Annotated in this window: 13 protein-coding genes and 2 pseudogenes; all 15 read right to left on the bottom strand. The window is 53.9% G+C overall.

Going from position 1 to position 10,750, the window contains the following annotated elements:
- Positions 1-339: pseudogene (locus L692_RS0101995) on the bottom strand (hypothetical protein); the annotation flags it as partial.
- Positions 340-399: 60 nt separating this feature from the next.
- Complete coding sequence (locus L692_RS0102000; RefSeq protein ID WP_025696725.1) at positions 400-1,038, bottom strand: DUF1405 domain-containing protein; 639 nt, start codon at positions 1,036-1,038, stop codon at positions 400-402.
- A gap of 65 nt (positions 1,039-1,103) precedes the next feature.
- The gene (locus L692_RS0102005) at positions 1,104-1,985 is read right to left on the bottom strand and encodes a menaquinol-cytochrome c reductase cytochrome b/c subunit (RefSeq protein ID WP_025696727.1); all 882 of its coding nucleotides are present in this window, start codon (positions 1,983-1,985) and stop codon (positions 1,104-1,106) included.
- A 28-nt stretch (positions 1,986-2,013) separates the two neighbouring features.
- A complete protein-coding gene (gene qcrB / locus L692_RS0102010) occupies positions 2,014-2,685 on the bottom strand; it encodes a menaquinol-cytochrome c reductase cytochrome b subunit (protein WP_025692687.1) in 672 nt (223 codons plus the stop codon).
- A 6-nt stretch (positions 2,686-2,691) separates the two neighbouring features.
- Positions 2,692-3,246, bottom strand: a complete 555-nt coding sequence (locus L692_RS0102015) for a QcrA and Rieske domain-containing protein (protein ID WP_025696729.1) — start codon at positions 3,244-3,246, stop codon at positions 2,692-2,694.
- Between the two features lie 156 nt (positions 3,247-3,402).
- Positions 3,403-3,831 carry a DUF2487 family protein gene (locus tag L692_RS0102020; protein ID WP_025696731.1) on the bottom strand — a complete coding sequence of 143 codons (429 nt, stop codon included), beginning with the start codon at positions 3,829-3,831 and terminating at the stop codon, positions 3,403-3,405.
- A gap of 133 nt (positions 3,832-3,964) precedes the next feature.
- Positions 3,965-4,144 carry an IDEAL domain-containing protein gene (locus tag L692_RS0102025; RefSeq protein ID WP_025696733.1) on the bottom strand — a complete coding sequence of 60 codons (180 nt, stop codon included), beginning with the start codon at positions 4,142-4,144 and terminating at the stop codon, positions 3,965-3,967.
- A gap of 36 nt (positions 4,145-4,180) precedes the next feature.
- Positions 4,181-4,401: pseudogene (locus tag L692_RS33950) on the bottom strand (LbetaH domain-containing protein); the annotation flags it as partial.
- 190 nt (positions 4,402-4,591) lie between these two features.
- Positions 4,592-5,680: a hypothetical protein gene (locus tag L692_RS0102030; RefSeq protein ID WP_025696735.1), complete on the bottom strand. Its 1,089-nt coding sequence runs from the start codon at positions 5,678-5,680 to the stop codon at positions 4,592-4,594.
- Positions 5,681-5,771: 91 nt separating this feature from the next.
- Positions 5,772-6,359 carry a histidine phosphatase family protein gene (locus L692_RS0102035; protein ID WP_025696737.1) on the bottom strand — a complete coding sequence of 196 codons (588 nt, stop codon included), beginning with the start codon at positions 6,357-6,359 and terminating at the stop codon, positions 5,772-5,774.
- A 132-nt stretch (positions 6,360-6,491) separates the two neighbouring features.
- The gene (locus L692_RS0102040) at positions 6,492-7,085 is read right to left on the bottom strand and encodes an anti-sigma factor (RefSeq protein WP_025696738.1); all 594 of its coding nucleotides are present in this window, start codon (positions 7,083-7,085) and stop codon (positions 6,492-6,494) included.
- Positions 7,082-7,678 (bottom strand): RNA polymerase sigma factor, encoded by a 597-nt coding sequence (locus L692_RS0102045; protein WP_025696739.1) that lies wholly within the window; start codon positions 7,676-7,678, stop codon positions 7,082-7,084. Before L692_RS0102045 ends, L692_RS0102040 begins: the two co-directional genes overlap by 4 nt.
- Before the next feature lie 499 nt (positions 7,679-8,177).
- Complete coding sequence (locus L692_RS0102050) at positions 8,178-9,272, bottom strand: prephenate dehydrogenase (protein WP_025696741.1); 1,095 nt, start codon at positions 9,270-9,272, stop codon at positions 8,178-8,180.
- Positions 9,273-9,317: 45 nt separating this feature from the next.
- The gene (gene hisC, locus L692_RS0102055) at positions 9,318-10,415 is read right to left on the bottom strand and encodes a histidinol-phosphate transaminase (protein ID WP_025696743.1); all 1,098 of its coding nucleotides are present in this window, start codon (positions 10,413-10,415) and stop codon (positions 9,318-9,320) included.
- A 39-nt stretch (positions 10,416-10,454) separates the two neighbouring features.
- Positions 10,455-10,750: tryptophan synthase subunit alpha (locus L692_RS0102060; RefSeq protein WP_025696745.1), on the bottom strand; the 296-nt coding region annotated here is incomplete at its 5' end.

The raw sequence follows: 10,750 nt of genomic DNA on the forward strand, positions 1-10,750 counted from the left end.
GATCGCCCCCGAGAGCGCATTAACGCCTTCCACAGATGTAAGGCCTTCGAAAGAAGACTGCACGAACTGTCTGGAAATCGCATCCGTCGTTTCCCTCGCCTTGTTGATGTTCCCTTCCGTGACATAGCCGTACAGCGCCTCGGCCTGCCGCTCCAGCTCCAGAGCGTCGGCTCTGGCGGCAACGGGCGACTGTGTGCTCCCGGCCGGGGACAGAGCCTGGCCGGAATCCGCTCCGCCGACAGGAGCCCCGCTGTAGCCCGACGCGCCTGGCGCCTTCCATCCGGCCGTGCAGGCCAGGACAACCAGCGTTAGGATTATCCAATTCCTCCCGCGCAGCATGAGACATCCCTCCCTCCTGCCTTATGTGTATGCGCAGGGACAAGGGTTAGAACGTCCTGTTTACTTTAATTTGGGCCTTCTTGAATTAATGCCTGCGGAAGCCAGCCAGGCGAAGGCCGCACTGATCAGGGTAAGCAGAAAGGTAAAGGTCTGCACCTGCGGCACATCGTCTGCAAGCGCTTTGGGGAGCCAGGGATAAACCCCCCAGGAATAATCGACGGTATCGTTAAGCAGAGTCCACAGCAGCGCCAGCGGCAGCATCCTCCGGCAAATAAAGAACCTTGCGTAAAGCAGCGCCTCCACGGCCATTCCAGCGTGCGAACTTATCAGCATCCAATCCTGCCATCCAATCGTTCCTCCCTGATAGCCGCCCGCCAGGATGATAGCTACCGCCCAAATGCCATATTTGACGGAGGTTACAACCGCCAGCGCCTCAATCAAGGCCCTCGCCGCCATACCTGCCATCGTCTTCGGCGGATAGAGAAGAAGAATCAGCGCCAGCGTAAAGAACAGGCTTGCCGTCGGGCTGTCGGGCACAAACGGCAGAAGCCAGCTTGGATAATGAGCCGCCGTATAGGCCAATTGATTGCCATACCATATGTATCCGTAAATCGTTCCCGGGATATTGACCGCCAGCAGCAGCCAGATGATAGCCCGGCGCTTTAGCAGCTTGTCCAGCTTCATTCCAACAATCGACACGTTAGCCTCCCCAGAGCATACAAAAACCTGACCACCGATATCGATCAGGTTCTGCGACATTATCTTTATTCTACTACTTCGGATTTTTGTTTCGCAAGCCATTCCGCCAAATGGTCGATATCCTGATCGGTTAACCCTGCGTTGATGGCTGTATCGTACATGGGCGGCATCTTGTTATTGTAGCCTTCCTTAATAATGGACAGGATGCCCTCCTTGTCGTGAGTGTCGCCGACACCGCGAAGAGACGGCCCGGCCGCGCCCTTCAGATCGGCGGCGTGGCAGGCGATGCAGCCGGCCTTCTGATAGGCGGCCATCGCCGGATCTTCCTTGTCCACGATGGCGATTTCCTTCGTCTGGGCGGCGCCGCCGGACGGAAGCCCCTGTGCCCGGTTCTCGGCTGCTTTCTCCTCACGCTGGACATCTTCGGGAATCTGACCCGTAGCCGCCATTTCATGCTTGTATTCCGTCCAGGCCGTGTTCGTCAGGTAGATAATAGCCGCGAGCGACAGAAACATCAGAGAGGAGGCGATCGGTCTGCGGTAGAACCTGCGCTCGCTGCCCGTATCCAGAAAGGGGGCGAGCAGAAGGGAGCCGAACGCTACGCCCGTCACCCCGAGCGTTCCGAGAACGATATAGTCTCCCGAGGCGTAGGGCAGCTTCAGATATTGGTACAAGAACAGGAAATACCAGTCGGGAACCGGGATGACCGTCGCGGAGGCGTTGGCGGGAAAGCCGAGCGGCGCTGGCTCCGAAATCGTCAGCACCAGAATGCCTACGAGCACCACAACGCCGACCATCCATTCCTTAAGCAGGAAGTTCGGGATGAACGCCTCCGACTTCCCGGGATAGGCTGTATAGTCGGCAGGCGGAATGAAGCCGTCTCCCCGCCTGACGCGCGAATCGCCGACATAGACGATTTTTTCCTTGGAGCCGTCCTTATGAGCCACCTTATGTCCTCCTCTCTTCGGATGCCGTTTACAATGGGCCGGAAATGCCTTGTCTGCGGATCATGATGAAATGTCCAACGAGCAGTATAAGCAGCAGGGCCGGGAGAAAGAATACATGGAGAGCAAAGAATCTCGTCAAGGTCTCCGCGCCGACAATATCGCCGCCCTGCATCAACTCCTTCAGCACCGGACCCAAGACGGGCGTTGAATTGGCAATTTCCAGCGTGACTTTTGTGGCGAAGTAAGCCTTGTTGTCCCAGGGCAGCAGATAGCCGGTAAGTCCAAGACCGAGCATCACGAAGAAAATAAGCATGCCGACCACCCAGTTCATCTCGCGCGGCGCCTTGTACGAGCCGGTGAAGAACACCCGCATCGTATGCAGAAACATCATGACAATAACAAGACTGGCTCCCCAGTGGTGCATGCCGCGGACAATTTGCCCGAAGGCGACCTTGGTCTGCAAATATTCGACGCTGGCGTAAGCGTTGATGATGTCCGGAACATAGTACATGGTCAGGAACATGCCGGACAGAATTTGAATAACGGTTATGAAAAAGGTCAAGCCGCCGAAGCAGTACACGAATGCGGAAAAATGATGCGCGGGGTTAACGTGCTCGGGAACCTCGTGATCGGCCACATCTCTCCAGATCGGCGTAATATCCAGACGTTCGTCAATCCAGTTGTAGATATTTTTAAACATCGGCGGTTACGCCTCCCTGGCGGCCTCGGTATTCGGCACGATATCGCCGAGGTATACCCAGCCATTTTCGATTTTCGTCTTGTACTGGTCGAGCGGCTTCGGCGCGACGGCCAAATTCCTGCCCTCCTTGGTATAACGCGCGCCGTGGCAGGGACAATGATATTCGTCCGGAGTCGCCTTGTTGTTGTTCCATCCGACCGTGCAGCCCAGATGCTTGCAGATCGGTGAAAGCGCATAAATTTCTCCCCGGTCATTCTTGCGAACCCAGGCGGTCAGAGTCGCCGTGCTGGCGTACCATCCGTCCTGCTGCTTCAGTTCAAAGGTGAATTCCTGTGGCTCATCCGTTATTTTGGATACTTCGGCCACCTTGATGAAATCTCCCGCGCCCTTCTTATGTAGTATCGGGTCCACTGCAAAACGGATCATGGGCAGAATGGCCCCCACTCCCATGAAAGCGGTGGCGCCTCCGAGCGTGTAAGTCAGAAATTGTCTGCGGGACATCTCTTTGCGGCTGGGCGGACGATTGACCGATTGGTCCTGATGCTCGTTGTGGCTGCTCATTGCTTGCGTTTACCCCCTGCTTCGGATTTGGGAAAGCGCTTCGAAAGCAACAGTTAATCGTTTACAATTACTTAAATAACATATATATCCACTCAGACTCATCATAGCTTAGCTTCTGTAACGCGTCAATTAAATTGTTGATTTTTAGACATACTTTCATTTCATATCTTTTTGCCATATTCTCTGTATTTCCTGCGCTGCAAGCGCAATTCCCCTAACCCTATTATCATCCAAAAACCCTTTAATATCAATGAGTAAATCGCTTTCCAAAATACCTTCGGCACTCAGGGCTCCCCCCGCATTCAGCACAATGGCATAGCGGAAATTACTGGATTTTACATTATGACATATTTCATTTATTATCTCTTCTTTTTTATCCGAATCATACTGTATTGCCGGGTATACTACGATCCGCCCCTTGAACAGACGTTCGATTCCGTCGATATAGTCCCGTAGCTTCTCCAATTTCTCCACCGCCTGGGGCGGCGATTCCCGCCCTGTCAATCCTGTGAACGGAATAAGGCAGGTATCGAAAAAGCCGCTCTTCTCTTCCCAACTGCGGCTGTCAAAATCGCTGAATTTCATCCGAAGCGCCCCCTTTTCCCCGCGATATTCTGCAAGTGAGAAACATTTCACACAAGAAGAAACGCTTGACGGGCGTCCTTGGCGGACGCAAAATTCTATATTTAAAAAAGATGCGCCGCCGGGCGCACCTTATTTATGCCAAACTTTTCAGCTCTTCTGTCAGGTTACGGAATGCTTCCTCGTCGCCGATTGCCAGCGCTATGTCAATCTCACGGTACAAGATGGCGCACCGGCGCTTGCGCAGCGCTTCGTCCCACACCATTTCTGCCGCGAGCCCCAACATCACTTCATAGGTTGCCTTCATTTTGTCCATTCGAATACACCTCCGCTGTTTATGTTCATCCGTGTTCTTTCCCTTCTCCACATAACTGGCAGTTGTTCACGCCATTCAGAGCAGATCCTGGTCCGGTTAATTCCCGTACTGCCTTGGCCGAAAGATCCGAGGGAAAGGGTGTAAGGGGAATTTTTGTTTTCGGTTACAATTGAACCGGCTCCTACTAAAGCATATTCACCAATCTCTGCTTCGTTCAACACAGGTCGCGCCCATTCCATTAATGTTCCTTTACCTATCTGCAGCTATGGACGGCGTGGAACATATGCTGAGTTCTGGCACCGACCCGTTTTGCTTCTTCGGCTACATACATGAACGGATGAAGCTGCGGTATGTAATTACCATACGCAATCCGCAAAGCTCTTCCCCCCTTGGCATCCAGCAGGAAGTCTTGTCGGTGATGCGGCCTTACACAGCTCTCTTGGCACTCTATACAAGAATCTGTTTGGACTGTGCGCTTTCCATGCCCCAATCCGTCATTCTGATGACAGGGCCTTCAGCCGCTTCTCCAACCTTGAGCATTCCCAGATGCAGCATCATACGCAGAATGCGTTTCTCCAAAATCGAATCGGCATCGTCGTAATAAAACGGCTTGATTAGCCAGCCCAGCGCATCTTGCAAAGATTTAACAGTCACCCAGTCGCAAGCGCTGACACTGATCCAATATACGAGTGATGGAAGATTTGGAATCGCGCCTTTATAAAGTCTTAACCAAAAGGAGAAAATCTGCAACACGGATTCGTATTTTGCTTCTGTTAACACCGCAGTACCCGCACCCGTCAGCTTGAGCCTGTGCTCTTCTTCCGCGATCCACCGCCGGTGGCGCGCATAGTCATAAAGCAAGGCCAGTCTTGACGGATAGTGCTCACAGGCTCTGCCGTAGCCGAACCTCCACCCTCCCTTTCCGAGAAGCGGCTCGGAAATATGCAGGCTGTTCATCAGTTGTTGCTGACATCTCCTGTACATAGCGCCTTCCAGATTCAACTCCGGCTCGTTCTCCAGGACAAAATGCAGCAGGGTCAGCAAATCGGCTGCCGCCAGTTGGCCTTCCTCCCTGTACACGCCCGGTTCCCCGCTCGTTTCCAGCCCTTCCTTAATCCTTGCCGCCATCCGGTCACGGAAGCGTTCCTTAAGATCCTTCGGAACCTGAAACAAGTACCGGGTATGCTGAGAGGCCCCGTTATAGAGCCAGCCTCCGTTTTTGAACCGGGTGACCGTATCTCGATAGCCTCCATTTTTTCCGGGCTGGGTCTCAAGCGACGAAGCTCTCGCTGCGGCAAGCAAATCTTCAAGAGTAAGATAGCTTCTTTCGTCAAACAGCAGGGTATTCAGAAACCGCAAATCATCCCGGGAGCATTCTCTCACTTGCGCTTCCATAAAGTCTTTGCTCCCAAGCGTTATAAGCAGGGTCTGAATCAGGTCATGCTTGGAATTTGGCTTGCATTCGCACTGGTAGCGGCCTGCTATGGCCGTCAGTTGACTCATGTCCGCAAAGCTTAGCATATCCGCCAGATTCATCTTCATCGCCTCGCCGTTTTAATACCATTATGGGATGTATGGCTTTTTTTATTCCATTTTTCCCAAAAAAAATAACCCGAAGGCGATCGGGTTAACGCTGATTTTGCAGGATATGCCGGGTGCAGTTGTACAGGAGCGGGTTCCATTCCCGTTCTGTCTTCTCCAGAATCGTCAGGGAAAGATTGCCAAGCCGCTGGGTGAACTTATCTTTGTAAAGCGCGATATAGAGCTGGGCGAGAAACCCGCCATGCGATACAACGAGCAAATTCCGGTCCGGATGCTTCGCGGATAAGTCCTCCATAAAGGCAAGCCCCCGCGCCTGAAGCTGTTCATCCTTCTCCTGGCCGAGTTCGAGCAGATTCCACTCCTTGCCCCACTTGGCTTCGCGCTCATCCGGCGTAAGTCCTTCTACCTGCCCGTAGGCCCGCTCCCTTATACGGTTGTCAGGCTCAAGCAGCGGAAGGCCGAGCCGTGCGGCAATAATCCGGCCGGTCTCCTCAGCCCGGGACAGGCCGCTTGTAATACAAGAGTCCCAGCGGTACGGTTCCCTCAGAAGCCGTTCTGCCAGCATTTCCGCCTGTCTTCGTCCTTCGCCGTTAAGCGGGATATCACTTTGTCCCTGAATCCGGCCAGCTGCATTCCAGTCCGTCTGTCCATGGCGTATCAGACCGATCAACATGAGTTACTCCCATCCTTTTCCGTATATTTTTTTCTTACTGTACCATGGATGAGCTTAAATGTCTCCAGGTTTGGCCCGTAAAGACGCGAAAGAACATTGAAAGAGCCCTCTTGATTGTCCAAGAAGGCTCTTTCAATGTCTGCGGTACCGGTTCAGCCGGGCAAGCGAAAAGATGGACAATGCCACTCCCAGCATCGACAGCACCATCCAGTATTGCGGATGGGTCGGCCCCATGCTGACGACAAGCGGCTCGATAATCTGACTGCCTCCGGATGCGACCGGATAGACAGACTGCCAGTCATCCGACGAACCGGCAATTCCGGTCGGCACGATTCCACTCTGCGCCATCATGGTATTATCCGGCGTCTGAATCATTGTATAGTACAGGAAGCTGCACAGGAATACCGCCAGAAAACAGGCGATCCACAAGCTGAGCCGCCGGCGGAAGATGCCGGGCTTGCCGGCTGACTTGCCGTCCCCCGGCATCAGCCAGGGGCTTTCCAGGTAAATACGTTCCATTACCCGGGCATTAACGGCTTCGGCGCGTTCCTCGCTGACCTCGGCCTTCATGTCCTGAATGAGCCGGCCGCTTTCCTGCCACATCTCCCATTCGGCAGAGCAGTAGGAGCAGCCGGAGATGTGCTGCAATAGACGAATTCGCTCCGGGGTACCGGGAGGAGCATCCCAAAGAAGCGGAATCAGATTCTGCGCTTCTCTGCAGTTCATTGGCTCTTCATCCTCTCATGCTGATGTTCGTAGGCAGGCTCATAGAAATAGGATTCAAGCTGAAGCTTAACGCTGCTTCTGGCACGGAACAGCAGCGATTTGACCGAGCTGACGCTCTGATCGAGAATCGTTGCGATTTCCTGGTAGTCCATTTGGTCGTACTCGCGGAGAATCAGCGCGGACCGCTGTTTTTCCGGCAGATTGTTGATGGCTTTACGCACAAGGTTCATCCGTTCATTCCGCAGCACGGCCTGCTCCGGCGCCACTTCCAGCGGCGCAACGGGCGTATAGCCGCTTTCTTCAAGCGATACATTGCCGCCGCGATTCTTGCGAAGCTCGCTAAGCACGGTATTGCGGGCGATGGTGTACAGCCATGTGGAGAAGGACGCATCGACCTCACGAAAGGAATGAAGGCTCCGGAAGGCCTTGTAGAACGTCTCCGAGCACAGATCCTCGGCGATAAGCTCCATTTGGGAATTCTTCAACATATGATAGACAAATGCCAGTATTTTGCGTTGATAGCGCCGCATGAGCTCTGAATAAAGTTCGGTGTTTCCTTGCTTGATTTGCTGGATTAACTGGGAATCCGTCATGGTGGGCGTTTCCTCCTCGCCATAGCGCGTCATATCCCGTCGTGGTAATCATTATTACCGGACAGGATCAAAAAAGTTGCGGTTGTTTATGAAAAAACCGGGTTACCATACGGTTTCTATGTATATTCCTCAAAGCTGACGACGAACTGTGAAAATTCGGACGTTTGGTTACAAATGCACGACTCTATAAAAATACTTTTCCTATTGTACCACAATTCGTTTTCCAATGACATAAATAGACTATTGCCGCAAAAGTCAAAAAACTTCAATGAAAGCGTTGACAAAATGTAAACGGATACATATAATAAAAGTACAGTATGGTTTCTCTCCACTCCTATCCAAGACTGTACAGTTCCCAATACGGTGAGCTGTGGCCGCTTATTTGTAAGCGGTCTTTTTTTTGCCCCTGCTTCCTGACGCGGGCTGGACAGCCGAACCCTGCATGAACCTGCGGCATCACAAAAAGCCGGGCTTCGGCCCGGCCTTGCACATTGTTTATTTAAACGTACACCGTGTAGTCATGCCGCTGCAGCAGCACTTTGGCGCGTTCCATGTCTCTTTCCTGACGGAAGGACAGGCGCATAATGCCCGGAACGTCCTCCCGGCTCTCGATAATCTGCACATTGCTCAGATTGATGCCCTGGTCGCCAAGCTCCGTTGCGATCCGTCCAATGATGCCGGGATGGTCGGGAACGTCGATATGCAGATCGAACAGCGGGGTAATCATGCCCTTGCGCCGCTCGGGGAGCTTGCTGCGGAATGCGCCCGCTTCCTCAAACGCCTTCTCGATCCCCTCTCCGTCGCCATTTTCCAGCAATTGCACGAAAGAAGAAACCTCTTTATTCCAATCCTTCAGCAGCCCGAGCATCACCGTGCGGTTGTTCAGCAAGATATCGCGCCAGATCACGGGCTCGCTTGACGCAATCCGAGTAATATCACGGAATCCTCCCGCAGCCAGCGTGCTGTACAGCGAATCGGCGGAGTCATAGCCGTGAACCTGATTCACGAGCGCTACGGCGATAATGTGGGGCAAATGGCTGATCGCTCCGACAATCTCGTCATGCCGCTTGGGGTTCAGACGGACGATCTGCGCTCTCGTATGTACCAGCAGCGCCTTCAGGGCTTCATAAGCCTCTTCCGGGATTTCCGGGGGCGGCGTAAGCACATAATAGGCGTTCTCGAACAGCAGCGACGAGGCGGCTTCCACACCGGAGCGTTCCGAGCCGGCCATCGGATGACCGCCGATAAAATAAACGTCCGGCAAGTCAATCGAAGCCGCGCAGGCGGCAATGCTCGCCTTGGTGCTGCCCACATCCGTAATGATGCAGCCCTTCTTCAGCGGCAGCTTGCTCAGTCTGTGCAAATAATCTTCCAGCATCCCGACGGGAACGCATAAAAAGATAAAGTCGGCGCCCAGCGCCGCCTCTTCAAAAGACAGCGTCGCGCTGTCGACTACGCCTCTGCTTACATATTTGGCCGCCGACTCCGGGCGGTGGGCGTGTCCCACCACATTCAGCCCTTCTCTGCCCTTGAAGCACAGAGCCAGGGAACCGCCGATCAGCCCGACGCCGAATATTGCAATCTTTGTCGTCATGTCTTTAAACAACTCGCCTTCTGTAAATTCCTTGCCAAGTCCGTGCTATGCCCGAACTCCCTGCTCCTTGAGCGCAGCCTCCAAAGCCTGGATAAAGACCTTGTTCTGCTCCTGCGAGCCGATGGTAACCCGGATATAGGTAGGATAAAGGCGGTGTCCGGCTCTCACGATAACGCCTTTGCGCAGAAGCAGCTCGAAAATGTCAAGCGCAGGCACGCGGACATCAACCATGATGAAATTCCCGTGCGCCGGGAAGTATTCCAGGCCAAGCCGATTGAATTCCTCCTGAAGCTGTACAATGCCGGCGCTGTTCAGGCGGCGGCATTCCTCCACATAGCCCCGGTCCCCCAGAGCCGCAATCGCGGCGGCCTGCGCAAGACGGGAGGTGTTGAACGGCTCGCGCACCTGATTAATAAGCGTGATAATTTCGGGTCTGGCTACTCCGTATCCGATCCGCAGCGCCGCCAGCCCATAAATCTTGGAGAAGGTACGCAGCACAACAAGGTTCGGGTAACGATCCAGAAGCTTGATGCCGTCGGAGTAGGACGGATCGGTCACGTACTCGTAGTAAGCCTCGTCAAGCACAACCATCACGCGGTCCGGGACCGCGTCCAGGAAGGCGGTCAGCGCCGATCCGGTCACAATCGTACCCGTCGGATTGTTCGGGTTGCACACCCAGATTACCTTGGTCTTGCCGGTGATGCGGGCAAGCATTCCATCCAGATCATGGGCGCCCTGAATCAGCGGCACCTCGATGCTCACCGCTCCTTCGATATCCGCGTTGCTTTTGTAGACAGAGAAGGTCTGGTCGGCCATAATCGTCTCGTCACCGGGCAGAAAGAAGGCACGGGCGATCAGCGCGATAATCTCGTCCGAACCGCAGCCGAAAATGATATTGTCGCTGCCGACGCCCAGGTGAGAAGCCAGTGCGGCGGTCAATTCGGCGGCGGAGCCGTCCGGATAAAGGCTGAGATTGCCCAGTTCCGCCTGGATGGCGGCTGCTGCGCTCGGTGAAGAGCCGTACGGATTCTCATTGGAGGCCAGCTTGATAACGTCCTCAAGACCGTATTCCTTCTTCACTTCTTCTATAGGCTTGCCGGGCTTGTAAACCGGAAGGCCAACGATATGGGGTTTCGGCTTCATGAGCGGTCCTCTCTCTCGGTAAATATCTATGTGCTAAAGCTATGGTCTTAATTGTGACACAAAATCGCGGATTTGCAACAGTCCTTCGGCCCGCTTCGCAGGATCTTCAAGAAGAAAGATAACCTCCTCGATCTTGCGGACGATAGCGCTCCCGACGACTACGCCATCGCAGATTTTAGCAAATCTGGCGACCTGCTCGGGAGTGGAAATGCCGAATCCGACGGCTACCGGAAGATCCGTCGCCTGGCGGACGGATGCAATAAACCGGTCCACGTCTTCATGGAAGGAGGAACGTTCCCCGGTTACTCCAAGAGAGGATACGCAGTAGACGAAGG

Source organism: Paenibacillus forsythiae T98 (genome assembly GCF_000520735.1).
Taxonomy (GTDB): domain Bacteria; phylum Bacillota; class Bacilli; order Paenibacillales; family Paenibacillaceae; genus Paenibacillus_AQ; species Paenibacillus_AQ forsythiae.

Coding starts and splice junctions, on each gene's coding strand:
- qcrB (WP_025692687.1), bottom strand. CDS start 2,685: ATGTTTAAAAATATCTACAACTGGATTGACGAACGTCTGGATATTACG.
- L692_RS0102015 (WP_025696729.1), bottom strand. CDS start 3,246: ATGAGCAGCCACAACGAGCATCAGGACCAATCGGTCAATCGTCCGCCC.
- L692_RS0102020 (WP_025696731.1), bottom strand. CDS start 3,831: ATGAAATTCAGCGATTTTGACAGCCGCAGTTGGGAAGAGAAGAGCGGC.
- L692_RS0102025 (WP_025696733.1), bottom strand. CDS start 4,144: ATGGACAAAATGAAGGCAACCTATGAAGTGATGTTGGGGCTCGCGGCA.
- L692_RS0102030 (WP_025696735.1), bottom strand. CDS start 5,680: ATGAATCTGGCGGATATGCTAAGCTTTGCGGACATGAGTCAACTGACG.
- L692_RS0102035 (WP_025696737.1), bottom strand. CDS start 6,359: ATGTTGATCGGTCTGATACGCCATGGACAGACGGACTGGAATGCAGCT.
- L692_RS0102040 (WP_025696738.1), bottom strand. CDS start 7,085: ATGAACTGCAGAGAAGCGCAGAATCTGATTCCGCTTCTTTGGGATGCT.
- L692_RS0102045 (WP_025696739.1), bottom strand. CDS start 7,678: ATGACGGATTCCCAGTTAATCCAGCAAATCAAGCAAGGAAACACCGAA.
- L692_RS0102050 (WP_025696741.1), bottom strand. CDS start 9,272: ATGACGACAAAGATTGCAATATTCGGCGTCGGGCTGATCGGCGGTTCC.
- hisC (WP_025696743.1), bottom strand. CDS start 10,415: ATGAAGCCGAAACCCCATATCGTTGGCCTTCCGGTTTACAAGCCCGGC.